Source organism: Methylobacterium sp. E-046 (genome assembly GCF_022829625.1).
Classification (GTDB): Bacteria; Pseudomonadota; Alphaproteobacteria; order Rhizobiales; family Beijerinckiaceae; genus Methylobacterium; species Methylobacterium longum.
The window spans coordinates 32,793-49,584 of sequence record NZ_JAKSYP010000288.1; the positions used below are offsets into that span (position 1 = coordinate 32,793).

The 16,792-nt window shown below is 71.3% G+C and carries 11 protein-coding genes; 2 read left to right on the forward strand and 9 right to left on the reverse strand.

The annotated features are described in order from the left end of the window. Positions 1–241 precede the first annotated feature (241 nt). Together MKK82_RS31365 and MKK82_RS31370 are read right to left on the reverse strand one after the other, a co-directional pair. The gene (locus MKK82_RS31365; RefSeq protein WP_238290344.1) at positions 242–3,349 is read right to left on the reverse strand and encodes an efflux RND transporter permease subunit; all 3,108 of its coding nucleotides are present in this window, start codon (positions 3,347–3,349) and stop codon (positions 242–244) included. Beyond that, positions 3,346–4,431 (reverse strand): efflux RND transporter periplasmic adaptor subunit, encoded by a 1,086-nt coding sequence (locus MKK82_RS31370; protein WP_238290343.1) that lies wholly within the window; start codon positions 4,429–4,431, stop codon positions 3,346–3,348. The genes MKK82_RS31365 and MKK82_RS31370 overlap by 4 nt, the downstream gene beginning before the upstream one ends. Before the next feature lie 202 nt (positions 4,432–4,633). On the opposite strand from MKK82_RS31370, the gene MKK82_RS31375 reads away from it, so the two are divergent. Further along, on the forward strand, positions 4,634–4,912 hold the full coding sequence (locus tag MKK82_RS31375; RefSeq protein WP_238290342.1) for a hypothetical protein: 279 nt from the start codon (positions 4,634–4,636) through the stop codon (positions 4,910–4,912). 620 nt (positions 4,913–5,532) lie between these two features. Here the strand turns inward: MKK82_RS31375 and MKK82_RS31380 are convergent. From MKK82_RS31380 to MKK82_RS31395, 4 genes are read right to left on the reverse strand one after another with little or no spacing between them, the layout of a single operon-like run. Further along, positions 5,533–6,894: a lysine N(6)-hydroxylase/L-ornithine N(5)-oxygenase family protein gene (locus tag MKK82_RS31380; protein ID WP_238290341.1), complete on the reverse strand. Its 1,362-nt coding sequence runs from the start codon at positions 6,892–6,894 to the stop codon at positions 5,533–5,535. Beyond that, positions 6,891–8,744, reverse strand: coding sequence for an IucA/IucC family protein (locus tag MKK82_RS31385; protein ID WP_243987919.1), 1,854 nt, complete (start codon positions 8,742–8,744; stop codon positions 6,891–6,893). Before MKK82_RS31385 ends, MKK82_RS31380 begins: the two co-directional genes overlap by 4 nt. Then, positions 8,741–9,835: a GNAT family N-acetyltransferase gene (locus MKK82_RS34315; RefSeq protein WP_243987921.1), complete on the reverse strand. Its 1,095-nt coding sequence runs from the start codon at positions 9,833–9,835 to the stop codon at positions 8,741–8,743. The genes MKK82_RS31385 and MKK82_RS34315 overlap by 4 nt, the downstream gene beginning before the upstream one ends. Then, complete coding sequence (locus tag MKK82_RS31395) at positions 9,832–11,544, reverse strand: IucA/IucC family protein (RefSeq protein WP_373323359.1); 1,713 nt, start codon at positions 11,542–11,544, stop codon at positions 9,832–9,834. The genes MKK82_RS34315 and MKK82_RS31395 overlap by 4 nt, the downstream gene beginning before the upstream one ends. Positions 11,545–11,803: 259 nt before the next feature. On the opposite strand from MKK82_RS31395, the gene MKK82_RS31400 reads away from it, so the two are divergent. Continuing rightward, positions 11,804–13,069, forward strand: a complete 1,266-nt coding sequence (locus MKK82_RS31400) for an MFS transporter (protein WP_238290336.1) — start codon at positions 11,804–11,806, stop codon at positions 13,067–13,069. Here MKK82_RS31400 and MKK82_RS31405 read toward each other — a convergent pair. From MKK82_RS31405 to MKK82_RS31415, 3 genes are read right to left on the reverse strand one after another with little or no spacing between them, the layout of a single operon-like run. Next, entirely contained in the window at positions 12,976–14,181 is a 1,206-nt protein-coding gene (locus tag MKK82_RS31405; RefSeq protein WP_283206452.1) for an MFS transporter, read from the reverse strand. The two genes, MKK82_RS31400 and MKK82_RS31405, sit on opposite strands and share 94 nt — an antisense overlap. After that, positions 14,178–14,540 (reverse strand): hypothetical protein, encoded by a 363-nt coding sequence (locus tag MKK82_RS31410; RefSeq protein WP_238290335.1) that lies wholly within the window; start codon positions 14,538–14,540, stop codon positions 14,178–14,180. Before MKK82_RS31410 ends, MKK82_RS31405 begins: the two co-directional genes overlap by 4 nt. 4 nt (positions 14,541–14,544) lie before the next feature. Next, on the reverse strand, positions 14,545–16,764 hold the full coding sequence (locus MKK82_RS31415) for a TonB-dependent receptor (RefSeq protein ID WP_279603380.1): 2,220 nt from the start codon (positions 16,762–16,764) through the stop codon (positions 14,545–14,547). Between the last annotated feature and the right edge of the window lie 28 nt (positions 16,765–16,792).

The following is a 16,792-nucleotide window of genomic DNA, read 5'->3' on the forward strand; positions in this document are numbered from 1 at the left end:
CGACCTCGCGCCGTTCCACCACCCACATAGATGCGATGAGTCATTTATTGAAGGGACGGCGATCGATCCGCGTCCGCGACGCGGCGGATGGCGCAAGACGACCGACGATCCGTTCGCGAGCGATCGACCGGACTGCGCGAGGGGGCGAAGCGCAGGCCGGTCGACGCACCGCACCTTCAGGATCTGAACGCACGATCTCGGGACGCCCCGGAGGACGAGCGTCGTGCGGGCTGATCCCGGTTCAAGGACCGGCCGGCGCGGGCGCGGCCGCGGGGGCGGCTGCCGCGCCACGCGGCTCCCGCGCCACCCGGAACCACAGGGCGTAGAGGGCCGGCAGGAACAGCAGCGTCAGCACGGTGCCGACCCCGACGCCGCCGATCAGCACGTAGGCCAAGGCGCCCCAGAACACCGAGTGGGTCAGCGGGATGAAGGCGAGCATCGCGGCCGCCGCCGTCAGGATCACCGGGCGGGCCCGGCGTACCGTCGACTCGACGATGGCCTCGTAATCCGACAGCCCCGCCGCGCGGTCGTGGTGGATCTGATCCACGAGGATCAGGGTGTTGCGCATCAGGATGCCGGACAGCGCGATCAGGCCGAGGATCGCGTTGAAGCCGAAGGGCTGGTGGAAGAGCAGCAGCGTCGGGACGGCGCCGACGAGGCCGAGCGGCGCGGTGGCGAACACCATGAACATCGTCGTGAACGAGCGCACCTGCAGCATGATGACCGTCAGCGTAACGATCAGCATCAGCGGGAAGACCGTCACCAGCGCGTTCATCGCCTTCTCGCTCTCCTCGACCGAGCCGGCCGTGTCGATGCGGTAGCCCGGCGGCAGCTTCGCCTTGATCGCGTCGAGGAGCGGGAAGATCTGCGCGTGGATGTCCGGCGGCTGCTTGCCGTCGAGAACGTCGCCCTGCACGCGGATGTAGCTCTCGCGGTTGTAGCGCTTGAGCACCGCATCCTCGTTGCGGCTGTCCAGATGCGCGACCTGGGAGAGCGGCACCTGCCGCCCGTCCCTGGTGGCGAGCGTCAGATCGCCGATGTCGCCGAGCGAGCGGCGCTCGGGGCCGGGGCTGCGCAGGAGCACATCCACCGAGCGCAGGTTCTCGCGGACCTGGGTCGCGGGCGTCCCGTTGAGGTAGGTCTGCAATTGCTGGCCGGCCTCCTTCGGGGTCAGGCCGATCAGGCGCAACCGCTCCTGATCGAGGGCGAGGTGCAGGCTCGGCGTCTTGGCGCCCCAGTCGAGGTGGACGAGACGCATGTTGGGGTTGGCCATCATGACGTCCCGAACCTCGGCGGCGATGCGGCGGATGACGTCGAGGTCGGGTCCGACCACGCGGAAGGCCACGGGGAAGCGCACCGGCGGCCCGAACACGATCTGCAACACCCGCACGCGGGCCTCGGGGAAGCGGCCCTCGTCGACGAGCTCGCGCACCTTGCCGCGCAGGACGTCGCGGGCCTGGGCGTCCGCCGTCTGGACGACGATCTGCGCGAAGGCGGGATCGGGCAGTTCGGGGTCGAAGGAGAGCACGAAGCGCGGCATGCCCTGCCCGATGTAGCTCGTGATCTCGCGCGCCTCCGGCAGCGCGCGCACGGCCGCCTCGACCGTCCTGACGCTGGCCTCGGTGGTGGCGAACGCAGAACCGGCTGGCAGCGTCACCTCGACGATGAGCTCGGATCGCTCCGAATTGGGGAAGAACTGCTTCTCGACCTTGCCCATACCGACCACCGCGACCGCGAACAGCGCCACGGTGATGCCGGCGGCCGTCCACTTGTGGTCGACCGACCTCCGCACCACGCGGCGCAGGCGCTCGTAGTTTCGCGTGGCGTAGATCGCCTCGTGGCCGCCCTCGACCTTCTTGATGTCGGGCAGGAGCTTGACGCCGAGATAGGGCGTGAAGGTCACGGCCACGATCCACGAGACGATCAGCGAGAACGCCACCACCCAGAAGATGTTGCCGGCATACTCGCCCGCCGTGGAGGCGGCGAAGCCGACCGGCAGGAAGCCCGCGATGGTGACGAGGGTGCCGGTCAGCATCGGCGCGGCGGTCGAGCGCCATGCGTAGGTCGCGGCCTCGATCCGGTCGTAGCCCTCCTCCATGCGCACCACCATCATCTCGATGGCGATGATGGCGTCGTCCACGAGGAGGCCGAGCGAGATGATCAGGGCGCCGAGCGTGATGCGGTCGAAGTCGCGCCCGGTGACCATCATCACGACGAAGACGGCCGACAGGGTCAGCGGGACGGCGAGCGCCACCACGATGCCGACCCGGAAGCCGAGCGCCACGAGGCTGACGAAGATCACCACCGAGAGCGCGGTGAAGAACTTCACCATGAACTCGTGGATGGCGTCGTCGATGACCTTCGCTTGGTCGGTGATCTTGGTGAAGGTCACCCCGGTCGGAAGCTCGTGATGGATCGCGACTTCCTCGGCATTGAGCGCCTCGCCCAGGCTGAGGCCGTTGAAGCCCGGCTTCATGACGAGGCCCAGCATCAGGGCCGGCTCACCGTCGTTGCGGATCGCGAAGGTCTTAGGGTCCTCATAGCCGCGCTTCACCTCGGCGATGTCACCGAGCTTGAGGCTGCGATCGCCCGCCGCCACCGGAAGGTTGCGGATCGCGTCGAGCCCGTCGATGGCGCCGTCGAGGCGCAGGTACACGCGCGGGCCGTCGGCCTCGACGAAGCCGGCCGGCGTCACGTCGTTCTGGTTGGCCAGAGCGGCCAGGAGCTGCTGGCCGGTGATGCCGAGGGTCGCCAACCGCTGGTAGGAGACCTCGACGAAGATCTTCTGAGCCTGCTCGCCGAGGATGTTGATCTTCTCGACGCCGGCCACGCGCAGGAGCCGCTGGCGCAGGTCCTCGGCGCGCAGCACGAGGTGCCGGTGCGGCAGCCCCTGCGCCTGGAGCGCGTACAGCGCGAAGTAGACGTCCGAGAACTCGTCGTTGAACAGCGGTCCCATCACGCCGCGCGGCAGGCCGGAGGCCTGATCGGACAGCTTCTTGCGCGCCTGATAGAATTCCGACTGGAGCTTCGCCGGCGGCATGCTGTCCTTGAAGAACACCTTCATCAGCGTCAGGCCGGGGCGGACCGTGGTCTCGACCCGGTCGTAGAAGACGAGTTCCTGCAGGCGCTTCTCCAGCGGGTCGGCGACCTGCCGCTGCATCTCGGCGGTGGTCGCGCCGGGCCACGCGGCCGTGACCGCCATCGTCTTGACGGTGAAGGTCGGATCCTCCGCGCGCCCGAGCTTCTCGAAGGCGAAGAAGCCGGCGGCGGTGACCGCCAGCAGGAGGAACAGCGTGACGGCGCGCTCGCGCACCGCCAGGGCCGAGAGGTTGAAGCCGGTGGCGCTCATCGACCGACCTCCGTCATGCTCGCGGTGGCCTGCCGGACCTTCTGACCGCCCTTAAGCAGGTGGGCGCCGAGCGCCACGATCCGGTCCCCGGGGTTCAGGCCCGAGGCGACCTCCGCGCTCTCTTCGGACAGGCGCGCGACGGCGACGGGCTGCGCCGCGACGGTCTGCGTGTCGGCATCGTAGCGCCAGACGGCCGAGCCGCCGCCCTGGTCGAACAGGGCTCCGAGCGGCACGGATACCGATACCGTCGGCTGCGCCTGAGCTGGCTTCAACCGGAGGGTGACCGTCGCCCCGAGCGGCGCGGCCTCGCCGCCGCCGGAGAGGATGTAGCGGGCCCGGTAGGTGCGGGTGGCGGGGTCTGCCGTCGCCGACAGCTCCCGAAGCTTGGCCGGATAGGTCCTTTCGCCCTCGGCATACAGGGTCGCCGACGCGCCGCCGGTCGCGAGCTGCCGGCTCCCCTCGGGCAGGAACACCTCCGCCTCGCGGGCTCCGTCACGGGCGAGTCTCACCACCGTCTGGCCGGCGGCGACGACCTGTCCGGGCTCGCTTGGCACCTCCATCACGACGCCGTCGGCATCGGCCTGAAGCTCGGAATAGCCCGCTTGGTTGGCGATCTGGCTCGCCTGCGCCTCGGCATTGGCGAACTGGGCGATGGCGGCGTCGGCCGCGGCCTTGTTCTGGTCGTAGGTCTGCTTGGAGGTCCAGCCGTCGCCGACGAGCCTGCGGCTGCGCTCATCGTCGGCCTTGGCCTTGATCATCTGCGCCCGGGCCGCCTCGACGGAGGCGCGGGCCGCGTTGAGCGCGAGGGTGAAGTCGGTCCGGTCGAGGCGCATCAGCGGCTGGCCGATGCGCACGTGGTCCCCCGGATCGACGAGGCGCTCGAAGATCTTGCCGCCGACGCGGAAGCCGAGGTTGCTCTCGGTGCGGGCCCGGATCACGCCGGTATAGCGCGCGACCGCCCCCGTGGCGGACGTGACCGCTATGGTCTGCACCAGGGGCGGTTCCGGCGTGACGGCGGTCTCGGCGGGCGAGCATCCCGCCAGGGCCAAGCCGGTGAGGCCGATCACCCATCTCGCATCCATCGCCCTGCCCCTCGTCGTCCGAACCGCAATAAAAATTATATCCATCATCTATTATGGCGGCGCGACGGCGTCAATGCCGGGCGGTCCGTTCAGCCCGCAGGTTCGTTGCGACGGGGCAAAACGGTCCGAGGGTGGCTGAAGGGGTCAGCATGCGACCGGATTGGGCCCGCCATCGGCAGGCAACAGCACGGAGTGGCCGATCATGGTGGTGCCCGTGTCCCGACCTATGGTCGTCGTGTCCTGTCTGTTGAACCAACCTTCGGTACTGACCTCGCCGCATCGATCCGGAGGCGTACCGCGCGTTCGCGCGGGCGTATGTCGGGTTCGACGCCGATCCGACCCCGATCCGACGCTGCCTGCTGCGGTGCTGTTCGGACACGGCGAGACCGTCTCCCGCGGCAGCGCGGTCGATGCCTTCGCCGCGGGTCTGGAGGCGGGACACGCACGCGCGCCCGGTCCCGGCGCGATCGACCCGCTGTAACCGGGCCGCCCTTCGAGGAAGCCGCCCGTGGCGATCGTAGAGGGCGACACCTGGAACACGAGCCCTGAGCTGCCGCCTCGTCGCCGACCTCCGCGTCGCGTCCGCAGAGACACGGCTCCCCACTTGACGAGAACACGCCGGCCGCTTCGCGGGAGGCGGTGCCGCGGTGCGGTTTCCCGGGGAGGCCGGGTGAGGCCACGCGATGCGCGACGTGCCGACCGGTGACCGTTGGGGGCCGGAGGACGCGCGCCGCATGGGCCTCGTGCAAGCCATCGCGCTCCCCCCGGGCGGCACTGCAAGGCGGGATCGGCGTGGCGCCCCCGATCGCCCGACGCGGTCCTACCGGGATCGGGGCGAACCTGGCTTTCGCGCACCTGGCGGTCGGGCAATCGGCGGGGTCCGGCGCTCGCGACGCTCGGTGCGCAGCGTCGCGCCCTCTCCCGAACCGATGGTGTCCTCGAAGGCCGCAGGGCCGAGACCGAGGTTCGGGCCCCGGCCTTTCAGCGCCGGAGACAGGCTTGCCGAAGCGGCGCGCCGGGCCCTGGATGATCGGCCACGCGCGGAACGATGCCGCCGATCGGCCGACCCGTCGGGGGCTCACCGACCCGGGGGCCGCGCACTCACGCCGGACCGACGCGCCGGGAGACGTCGGCCTCCCTGCGTCCCTCGCCCTCAGGAACGTGACGCGCGAAGTGAGCGCTCGACCACGCCAAGGGCGATGGCGATGCGTCGACCTCGAAGACGGCGCGTCCCGCCAGGGCGTTGACGATGACGGCGCTGCGCCAGGCCATGAGGCTGAGCTGCGGTTCCGCGATGCCGTGGCTGATCAGGCCGCCATTCAGCACGAAGAGGCGATTCCGCGCCGGGCCGTCCCAGGCTGCGGCGAAGTCGGGGCCGACCTGCGGGCGCCCGGTGGCATCGAGGACGAGGCGGTCGCGCAGCGGGTCGAGGCAGGGCGGCAGCGCGAAGCGGTAGCCGGTCGCCAGGACGACGATGTCGGCGTGCGAACCTTCGATGCGCCCGTCGAAGCCATTGCGCATCAGCAGGCGGTAGCACCCGGCCGCCCGCTCTACGTCCAGCACCTCGCGGTGCGGCGACAGGCTCGCGGCGGTCGGCTCGCCGGTCGGGGACGTCCCGGTGAGGTGCCGCATCGTGTAGAGGCGCCGGTAGATCGCCTGCAGCGTCGAGGTGGAGATTCCGTCGCCGGCAAGCTTCTGGCGCACCACCGTCGAGTGGCGGCGCGCCTCCGGAAGGGCGTGGAAGCGCTCGACATATCCGGGCGTGAACAACTCGTTCGTGAACGGCGTCGCGTCGATCGGCTGGAAATTTGGGCGCCGGCTGATCCAGTCCACGGAGGCCGGCCTGTCCAAAGCCCGGTTGAGCAGGGTCAGCACGATCTCCGCGCCGCTCTGGCCGCCGCCGATCACCGCGACCCGCCGGCCCGCAACGCGCGCGAGGATCGTCGTGGCCTGCGCGCTGTGGGCGTGATCGCGCGGGTCGAGCTTGCCCGCGAAGGCAGGCAGGTTCGGCTGCAGGCCGACGCCGAGGGCGATGTTGCGCGCGCAGGCCGTACCGCCCGCGCCGCGCAGACGGAACCTGTCCGCCTCGAACCGGACCTCGTGGATCGCCGTGCCGAAGCGCAGGCTGGGGAGCCGGGCGGCGACCCAGGCGAGATACTGCGCGAATTCCTGCCGCGGCACCGCCCCGAAGTCGGCGTTGAGGAATTCATAGAAGCGCTTCTGCGCCAAGAGGTAGGCCAGGAAGCTCCAGGGGCTCGTCGGGTTCACCGCCGTGACGAGATCCTTGAGGACGGAGGTCTGCAGCGCGGCCTCCGGGAGCATCATCCCGGGATGCCAGTCGAAGGCCGGAGCACGGTCGAAGAACCGCGCGTCGATGTCCTCGACCGCGTCGAGCTGCGCCGCGAGGCTGAGATTGAAGGGGCCGACGCCGATGCCGGCCAGATCGAGCGGGTGATCCGTCATGATGCCTGAAACCGTGCCTGTGGGCCCATCTGCGGGGCGGTCCCTGGAATGGCCTCCGCCGCGGCGACCTCTGCGTGATGGAGGGGATTGATCAGGTCGCTGCCGAGCCACGGGACCGGCCTCTGGTCCGAATCGCCGTAGCCGAGGGCGAGGCGGACGCGGTTGATGCAGACCCGCGGCACGGTCGGGGCGAACAGCTCGAACAGGCGGAATCGGTCGGCGAGTTCGGGGTGCCGCGCCTGGTAGCGGCGCAGGACCCGCACCAGCGCGCCGTAGAAGGCGATCTCCGGCACGCCCAGGTCGCGCAGGAGCGCCTCCGAGACGAAGCGCAGCAGGCTGGCGAAATGGCCCGTCTGGAGGTGCTGGAGCAGATGGGCGGCGGGCCGGCGCAGGAGCGTCTCCCGCACGCCCGGCGGCAGGTCGTGGCTCTCCGGGAAATCCCCGTCGACGAGGTCGGCATCGCCCTGGAAATCCTTGAGCGCCACGCCGCAGGGCACGCCGTCCCGCAGGATCAGGGTGACGTTCTGGCCGTGGGCGATGAAGCCGACGCCGTAGCGGCAGAGGAAATGGTAGAGTGGCACCGCCACGTGGTCGAACAGCCGCTCCAGCCATGCCTCGGCGGCGAGGCCCGAGCGCGCGATCAGGAGGCCGACGAGGGGGCGGCCCTGCGCGTCCGCCTTCAGGAGCGCGCCCATCATCATCGCGGAGGTGCCGGGTGCCAGCCGGCCGGCGAGGCCGTCGCGCCAGATCACGCCCAGCATCTCGCGGTATTGGTAGGGCGCGTCGGTGATCCGCTCGTAGATCGGGTGCGGGTAGAAGGCGCCGGCCCGCTCCCGCAGGATCACGGTGCCCGCGAGCGCGGGATCGTGCGCGGCCTTCTCGGCGAGCCAGGCCGAGAAGGCGGGCCCGATCGCCATGTACTTGCCCGGCACGCCGCGCCACGCGGAAGTGTTGAGGATCGTCAAGGCGAGCTTCACGTCGAGGCGACCGCCGGCATCCGCGCTCGCCAAGGTGCGCAGCGATTGCTGCGGCCTGTAGGCCCGCCCGAAGGTCCCGAGCGGAACGAGGCGCCCGGCCGCGATCTCGCCCGCGAAATGCAGCGCGACCCGGTTCTGCCACTGCCAGGGATGGACCGGCAGCAGCAGGAACCGCTCCGGATCGACGCCGCGCTCGCGGCAGGTCGCCGCGAGGCGGGTCCGCTCCGGCCCGTCGAGGGAATCGGCGAGGAGATCGGCTTCGTCGAGGCCGGGTTCCAGGTCGAGGCGGCAGGCGGACCGATCGGCCGCGACCCAGTGCAGCCGGATGTCCGGCTGGAATTCCGGCGCATAGGCCTCGAAGTCGGAGAGCCCCCAGCCGATCCGGCCCTTGCTCGCCGGCGCCTTCGGGTGGCCGTCGAGATAGGCCTGCAGGATGCCGTCGCTGAAGGCCAGGAGCGCCGGTCCCGTCACGGTCCGGCCGATCGCCGCGATGCGGGCATCGGCGGCCAGCGTGCTCGCGATTTCCGCGATGTAGGTGCAGAGCGTCGCGGGCGCGATCCCCAGCACATGGCGCGCGTCGACGAGGAAGCCGGCCGCGTCGCCGGCCGGGCCCGCCACGTCGCCGACGACGCGGGTCAGGCTCGCAGGGTCGATCGCCAGGTTGCCCCAGATCCGGCGCGCGGCCCGGAAGCGGTAGGCGACCTCGCCGTCGAGGCGCAGCAGCCACTGCGTGCCCGCGCGATCGATCGGCTCCGGCACGAGCGCCTCCTCGAAGGCGAGTTCGGCGATGGTCTTGGCGATGAGCGCGCGGTTCAGGTCGAGCCAGAGCGGCGCGGTCACCGGGCGGCCACCCGGCAGGGGCCCCAGCCTCACAGGGGCACCTCGCGGAAGAAGCGGTCGCGCTCGCAAGAGACGAGCGCGGCGCGCTTGTGGGGGAAGTCGAACTCCTTGAGCTTCTCGTAGGCCGCGTCCGCGCAGTAGCTCAGCATCTTGCGGTGCGAGGCCCGCGGCTCGCCCATGATCCGCCGGGTGCGGGGCTCGTCCAGGAACAGGTAGTGGCTCACCGCCCGGAACCAGGCCAACGTCTTCGGCCGGCCGAGATGGGCGGCGTTGCCGATGAGCCCGTGCCAGCCGCGGTCGAAATCCTCGGCGTCGTAGTAGGGGCCGAGCCGGTCTTCCTTCGCCGAGTAGAACTCGAAATAGCCGACCGGCACGTCGTCGAAACTGCCGATTACCCCGAACAGGTGCGGATCGGCCTCCTGAGCGGCGAGGTAGCGGTCGAGTTCCGCCGCGCCTTGGGCCAGCTCCCAGTAGTAGGAAACCCGGGGCTGGTTCATCCAGCCGTGAAACACGGCGAGGTCGCGCCGCCGGTCGATGGCCCGGAAGGACAGGGTGGTACCGAGGTGGGGCAGCCAGCGCCGGTACAGCGTGCCGGTCGGCTGCGGCGGCCGGAGCGGCGGCAGACGGTCCTGCGGCCCGACGCGCGACCGGATCGGCGGGTAGACGGCCTGGGACCCCGCCGTCAGCCAGAGCAGCGGGAGCTGGTAAAAGTGCGCGCGCTCGATCAGCGCGTCGGGCGCCGCACCCGGTTCGGCGCGGATCTCGCCGGCGAGGGCGATCAGAGCCGGGGCGCCACCGAGGCCGGCGACGCGCAGGCGTCGCACGTCAGGGCAGCGCTGCAACGCGGCCTCGACCAGGGCCGCCACGGTCGCGGTTTCGCCCGGGTGCCGGCCGTCCGGGTGCAGGAGGTCGAGGATCGCCGCGTCGGCGCCGGCCGGGATGTGCAGTTTCGCCTCGGCGATTGTCGCATCGCAGCGCGTCGCCCGGAGCCGGACACTCCGCGCGTCGCGGGGTAGGCTCTCCACCACCAGGGCCTCGCCGGCGACCGGCCAGTGCCGGCTCGTGCCGGCCCAGCCGTCGGGGGCGGTTCCGACGAAGCTGCCGGCGCGCGCGCGCACGGTCACGGCCGGACCTCCGCGCCACCGGCGGCGAGGGGGTTGGGCAGGTCGACGTAGTGCGACAGGGGATCGGTCACGTCCGTGTTCTCGTTGATGTTGCGGAAGCAGATCATGAAGTTGCCCTTGCTCCCGAGCGTCGGGGCATCGAGCAGGACGCGCAGGCAGGTCTTGTCGCGCAGGTCCGTCCCGGCGAGCGCCTCGACGAAGCGGCGCATGCGGCGGGTGAGCACGGCCTCGGGCGCCAATCCGGCGATGGCGATCGCGCCGATCACCGCGAAGACGCTGTTGACGACGAGGTAGTAGGTCATGATCCGGGCGGCCTCCGCCGCGGCGAAGACGTGGCCGGATCCGAGGTCGAGCCCCGGCGCGGCCTCGGCCAGGGTCGGCAGGCATTCGCGCACGAATCCCGTGCCCTGGCAGTCGCGGAAGTAGGCCTCCGCCGGCCAGCCTTCATCGAGGCCGATGACGAGGTTCTGCTGGTGCGCGCCGAACAGCAGGCCGAACGCGCATTGCATCTCGAGGAGCGGTCCGACCGCGACGTCCAGGAAGCGGGCGAACCAGCGCAGGGCCACGGCCTCGGTACCCTGCACGCCGCGCGCGCCGTTCTCCCGCCCGCCGAGGCGCAGGATCGTGTCGGCGAGGGCACTGCCCCGGCCGTCCGGATAGATCTCGCACAGGGCTGCGAGAACGGCAGCCGGTCGCGGACTGGATCCGCGGAAGGGATTGTCGCGCAGCGCGACGATCGTCTGCGGCAGCGCCGCACCGTCGAGGCCGCGCAGGGCGAGGTAGCCGGGCTCGCCGAGGATGTGGAAGTGCGGCCAGCGCGCCGCGATCGCCGCCCCGATCGGTCCCTGCAGCAGCGTGTCGACCGCGAGGCCGCGCGCGCACTCGATCTCCTTGATCAGGCGCAGCGAATTGGTGAGCCTCAGGCTCAGCGAATGCTTCAGCATGAGGCGCGCGTGCGGCGCGTAGAGGCTGCGCAGCGAGGTCGTGGCAAACCACGGGCCGCCGCCGGGACCGTGATCGATCAGCTGCCCCGAACGGAACAGGGCCCCGATCGCGGGATCGAGGCCGAGCCGGGCTGCCTGCCAGGGATGCATCGGCAGGAGGACACGGCCTTCGGCCGCCGCGAGGATCTGCCGGTCGAGGGCGGGATCCTCCGCGGCGAGGCCGGCGCTGAGCTCGGCGGCTGTCTCGGCCCGCGAGGCGCCCTGCAGGACCGCCCCGGGCGCGGCCGACCACCAGCGCAACGGGAACCCCGCGCCGTATTCGGGCGCGAAGGCGCGCGCATCCTCGGGCGTGAACGCGTCCCGGCTGCGGGGGGTCGGGTGCACCGCGTGGCCGTAGCGAAGGGCGCGCTCGGCTTCCAGGAAGCTCGGATCGGCGTGCAGGCAGAGGCTGGGCGTCGGCGCGCGGGTGAGCGCGTCCTCGATGGCGGCGAGGCTCTGGAGCACCCGGCTCAGGAAGGCCGGCGCGGCCCCCGCCGCGGCCGGGCCGACGATGTCCGGCTCGTGGGCGACCGCCGCGGCGAACTCGGCGAAGGCCAGGACCCGGGCAGGCGCGTCGGCACGATGCTCGCGAAACGGGAGACGGAACACGTGCAGCCCAACCGAGGAGAGGTGCTCGACCGCGATCTCCACGACGGAGCCACGGCTCGGCAGCGGAATGCGTAGCCTCCGCGCGCCAGTGCCAGCCTCGGGGTCCGTCGCCGCCACGGGGCGATCGACCAGCCAGCCCATTCGCGCAGCAGGCTGTTCAGGAAGCAGCGCGCCGAGATCTCGCGAGCAATGTCACCGACGCCAGTGCCCACGTCGACCATCAACGCCCCTCCCAAATCGTGAGTTCCGTCGATAGATCAGAAGATCAAACCTGGCAACTCTGTGTGTGTACTATATAATTATTTCAAAACTAAGAAAATCATCTTGCGAGATCGGGAATCGATGCGATAGAAAACCGTTCGTCGACGAGGCTCCCATGGCTCCAGACTCCATCTGCGCGTCCGGGCGCGCGGCGGCGCGGTTCTCGCTGGCCGCCGCGGCCGTGGGCTTCGGTCAGTCGGCCGTCCTCGCGCTGGTACCGGTGACCGCCGCGCGCACCGGGCTCGACCCGGCCACGATCGGAGGCATAGCCCTGCTCGGGTCGCTGGTGTTCCTGCTTTGCGCGCCGGCCTGGGGGCATCACGGCGGTGCGTGGCGCCTCCGCCGCCTCTTCGGAGCCCTCGCGGCGCTGATGGTGCTGGGTCACGGCCTGTTCGGTCTCGCGCTGGTTCTGCCCGGGCTCTCCGCGGCCGCGGCGCTGGCCCTCCTCGCGGGCGCGCGGATCGCCTACGGCGCGGGAGCGGCCGGGGTGATGCCGCACGCCCAGGCCGCGCTGGTGCGCGGCGTGCCGGAGGCGCTGCGTCCCGCAGCCCTCGGGCGGCTCGGCGCCGGCCTCTCGGTCGGCCGCATAATCGGCTCGCTGGTCACGGCGGCCGGCCTCTTCGGCGCAGTCGCGCCGCTCCTCGCCCTCGCGGCGAGCCCGCTCCTCTTGCTCGCCGCGCCGGACCTCCCCGGCGGACCCCGGTCGGCCCGGGGCGGGGCGGGGCGGAACTTCCTGCGCGCGGCGGGGCCGTTCCTGGCGATCGGCTTCGCGCTCACGATCGGCCTCGGACAGATCCAGATCGTGCTCGGCCTGTTCCTGCAGCGCCGCTTCGGCCTCGGCGCCGAAGCAGCCGCGGGGCTCGCCGGGGTGACCTTCGCCCTGATCGCGGTCGCGATGATCCTGATGCAGCTCCTCGTGGTGCCGCGTCTCGGCCGGGACCTCGGGCGCAACCTGTGCCTGGGCCTCGCCGGGTTCGCAGCGGGCTCCAGCCTGATCGCGCTTTCTCAGGCGCCGTGGCTCGCGGTGCTCGGCGCGGTCCTGGCGGGCGCCTGCATCGCCCTCGCGACGCCGACCTACACCGCCGCCCTCGTGGCCCGGGTGCCGGAGGCGTCCCAGGCCGCGGCCGCGGGTTGGCTGGCGAGCGCGCACGTGCTGGGCCAGGGGATCGGAGCCCTGAGCGGCGGCGCGGCCTTCCGCATCGCACCCGACCTGCCGCCCTGGCTCTGCGCGGCCCTGGGCCTCGCGCTGATCCCCGCGGCCGCGCGGCTCGGGCACCGGCCGAGCCATCAGGTCGGCCCGGGATTGCGGCCGAGCAGCCGCACGGTCGCCACCGTGGCGGCGCCCGAGAGCAGCGTGGCGAGACCGAACAGGGCGCCGTAGCCCAGGAGGTCGGCGAGCTTGCCCGAGATCAGCGAGCCGACGAGGTAGACGACGAGCTGCGCGCAGGCGAGGATCGTGAAGTCGGTGCCGGGCTGGTCGGTCGACGAAACCGCCATGAACAGGCTGTAGAGCGCAACGATCTCCATGTAGCGGATCAGCGTCTGAAATCCGGTCGCGCCGAAGAGCGGCCACAGGCCGACCACGACACCGAGGGCATGGGCCGCGAACAGGGCGAAGCACAGGGTCCGCAGCACCCCGAGAAGGCCGAGGGTGGCGGCGGTGCCGCAGCGGCGCACCAGCAGGGCGGCGACGCCCGACCCGGCGAGCCCCGCGGTCGCCGCCGAGAAGCCCGACAGGTAGCCGATTCGGTCGAGGGGCACGCCGGCATCGACGAGGTAGGACCCCTCCATGGCCTTCACGAGGCCTTCGCTGACCCGGTAGGTGAGAGCGACCCACAGGATGGTGCGCACCTCCGGCCGCCGCAGGAAGGCGCGGATGGACGGACGCGGCGCCCGCCGGTCGGACGCGGGGTCGCCTTCCCGCATGTACGCGGCGGCGGCCAGCGGCGGCAGCGAGAAGGCGGCGGCGGTGAGCAGCATCACGCGCCAGCCGGCATGATGGTAGAGGACGAGGCTCAGCGTCCCGCCGACGACCACGCCCAGGGCGACCGAGCCGCCCTGGATGGCGTTGCCGATGCCGCGGTCCTCGGGCCGCAGCCGCATCACGGCGTAGCCGTCGGTCGCGATGTCCTGCGTCGAGATCAGCAGGGCGGCGACGAAGCCGACGCCGATGAGGGCGGCGACGTCGGTGGGTCCGAGCGGCAGCATCGCCAGGATGCAGCCGATGACGCCGATCTGAGTGACGATCACCCAGCCCGCCCGGTGTGCCCGCGCGAAGGGCCGCACCCGGTCGACCACCGGCGCCCAGAGAAACTTCAGCACGAGCGGCAGGAACAGCAGGCTCAGATAGCCGATCGCGGCGCGCGAGACGCCGGCCTCGCGCAGGATCGGCGGGAGCGCGGCCGCGATCAGGTAGGAGGGAATCGCCTGCGCCATGTAGAGCGCGGCGAGCACGGCGAAGAGCCGATACCGCTCGGACCGGGCGGCGATCACGTGGGAAAGTCCCGCACCGCCGCGCGGGCGGAGGCCTCGTTGGGGGCGATCCGGATCGGGAAGCGCCAGAGCCGGCGGAACACCTCCGCCCCGCCCTCCGTGAAGCCGGGCCGCACGATGACGAGGCCGCTGCAGCGCCGGTCGAGGTCGGCGCGGGTGCGCTTGAACCACAGGGCCTGGGCGCGTTCCCCGGCGGCCGAAAGCTTGCCGACGCCGCCGAGCACCAAGATCAGCGCGAAGGGTCCGGCATGCGCGCCGATCCGCTCCAGGGCGTCGAGATAGGCGGCCTCGTCGCCGGCCTGCGGCGGCCCGAGATAGCGCAGGACGACGAGGTCGTCCGTCTCTTCCACGGCGACCATCGGCTCAGAACGTCCTGCGGTAGCCGACCGTGACCGTGCGCCCGAGCCCGTAGACGGTCAGGTTGCGCACCGATGTCGCGGTCGGGTTCCAGAAGGTGGCGTCGAAGAGGTTGTCGACGGAGGCGTAGAGTTCGCCGCCGGCCACCGGCGCGCCGACGGCGGCGTTCACCGTGAAGGCGTCCTTCAGGCGGTAGCGGGTGCCGACCAGGTCGATGCGGGCGTTGCGCCCGCTGAAACCCTCGCCCTCGAGGCGGAACGACACGCCGTTCTCGAACAGGTACGTCCCCGACAGGGTGGCGCGGAAGGGCGCGCCGATGCGGTTGTTGGGCAGATCGCTGTCGAGGCGCCCGTCCCGGTTGGTATCGTAGCGGCCCTCACGATAGCCGAGCACGGCGCCGAGGCTGAGCTGCTCGCTCACCTGCGCGTTGCCGGTGAACTCGACGCCGTAGATCATCTCCTTCTGCTGGCTCAGCCGGCTGGTCAGCGGGTCGAAGGTCGTGCCCTCGTCCGAGGTCGACACGAACCCGCCCAGCGAGCCCGAGAAGATCCCCGCACGGCCGCGGAGGCCGAAATCGTAGGAGTTCACGATCTGCGCCTGCGGGGCGATGCTGGCATACGCCACGGCGGTCCCCGCGGGCAGGCAGAACGGCCGCGTCACCGGGCAGGCATAGGCGAGCGACAGGCCGGCCCGCCGCGTGAAGGCGCCGATATCGGCGAGCGCGTAGCCCTGGCTGAAGCCGCCGTAGAGATCGATGCCGGGCAGGAGGTTGAAGGTCGCGCCGGCGTTGAAGGTCGGGGCCGCGTAGGCGAAGCGGCCGCCCGTGACGGCGAGCGCCGGCAGCACGAAGGTGGAGTAGCCGAGGGCATTGCGGGCGGCGGTCGCCGCGAAGGTGGTCGGCCGCGTGTAGCCCGCCACGTCGAGGTCGAAATGCTCGTAGCGCAGGCCGGCCCGCAGGGTCAGCCGCTCCCCCACGGGCAGCTGCAGAAGAGCGAAGCCGGCATAGCTGTTCTGCTGGAGCGGCGTGAACACGTCCGCGCCGTCGCGGGATCGCTGGCGCGTGGATTCCGAGATCACGTCCGTGCCCCAGGTCAGCTTCATCCCGGGCAGGAGGACGCTCAGATCCGTGTCGAGGGTGAGATTGATGCCGCCGCGCTCGGTCGCGAGGGCGGATTGGTTGGCGGGGCTCGTCGGCGCGGCGGGCGTGAACGAGTATGTGACGAAGGGGTTCGCCGGATAGGCGAATTCCGTATAGTTGAAGCGCTTGTTGATGTCGTTGAAGAAGCCGAGCAGCGACAGGGACCCGAGCGGCGTGTCCCGGTCGGCGTAGCGCAGGTAAAGCGACCGCGTGTCCTCGGCCACCGGCAGGCCCGGATAGGACCGCGCGTAGTTCGGCCGCGCGTAGGATCCGCTGTAATCCGTGAGATAGCGCGGATCCTGGTTGAGCAGGATCTGGGTAAGGCCGAATTCGAGGCGCTTGCCGAGATCGAGGTCGTGGCCCAGGCGCAGATTGATGTTCCCAAGCTGGAAGCGGTCGCCGCCGCCCTGGCCGAGCTGCCCGTCGGAGGGCATCTCCCGGCCCTTGCCGTCGTAGCTGCGGGCGGCGAAGCGGCCCGACCCGGTGAAGGCGTAATCGACGCCGTCCGGCACCTTGCCGGTCACGCTGATCGAGGTTTCCGGCGCGAGACCGTGGACGGGATCGGCCGTGAAGGTCCGCAGCGCGGTGTTGACGGTGACGATGGGCTTCCCGTCGGTGGGACGGCGGGTGATGAAGTTGACCGTGCCGCCCGTGGCGCCCGCGCTGTAGAGGCTTGAGGCGCCCGCGACCACCTCGATCCGCTCCACGGAATTGAGGTCGATCAGGTTGAGGATGCGCGAGACGTCCCGCAGCGGCGTGTTCACCGGAACGCCGTCGATCAGGACCAGGAGGTTGCGGCCGCGAAAGCTCTCGGAGGCGCTGGAGATGGTGCCGTTCGGCGCCGAGAATCCCGGCACCAGCTTGGACAGCACGGCCGAGGGGCTCGACGTCAGGGCGAGCTGCTGGCGGATCTGGTCGCGGTCGACGACCTGGACGCTCTGCGGCACGTCCTCGAGCCGCCGCGGGGCGCGGGTGGCGGTGACCGAGATCTCGTCCAGGGCGACCGTCGGGGCGGCGATCTGGCCCCGGGCCGGCCCGGCCAGGATCGTCCCCGCACTGAGGATCGCGACGAGACCGACATTCCTCATGACCTCCAGACCCATCCCTGTACGCCCT

What these genes read in the sequence shown, in the direction of transcription:
- MKK82_RS31365 (WP_238290344.1), bottom strand. Translation starts at nt 3,349, where the DNA reads ATGAGCGCCACCGGCTTCAACCTCTCGGCCCTGGCGGTGCGCGAGCGC.
- MKK82_RS31370 (WP_238290343.1), bottom strand. Translation starts at nt 4,431, where the DNA reads ATGGATGCGAGATGGGTGATCGGCCTCACCGGCTTGGCCCTGGCGGGA.
- MKK82_RS31375 (WP_238290342.1), top strand. Translation starts at nt 4,634, where the DNA reads ATGGTGGTGCCCGTGTCCCGACCTATGGTCGTCGTGTCCTGTCTGTTG.
- MKK82_RS31380 (WP_238290341.1), bottom strand. Translation starts at nt 6,894, where the DNA reads ATGACGGATCACCCGCTCGATCTGGCCGGCATCGGCGTCGGCCCCTTC.
- MKK82_RS31400 (WP_238290336.1), top strand. Translation starts at nt 11,804, where the DNA reads ATGGCTCCAGACTCCATCTGCGCGTCCGGGCGCGCGGCGGCGCGGTTC.
- MKK82_RS31410 (WP_238290335.1), bottom strand. Translation starts at nt 14,540, where the DNA reads ATGGTCGCCGTGGAAGAGACGGACGACCTCGTCGTCCTGCGCTATCTC.
- MKK82_RS31415 (WP_279603380.1), bottom strand. Translation starts at nt 16,764, where the DNA reads ATGAGGAATGTCGGTCTCGTCGCGATCCTCAGTGCGGGGACGATCCTG.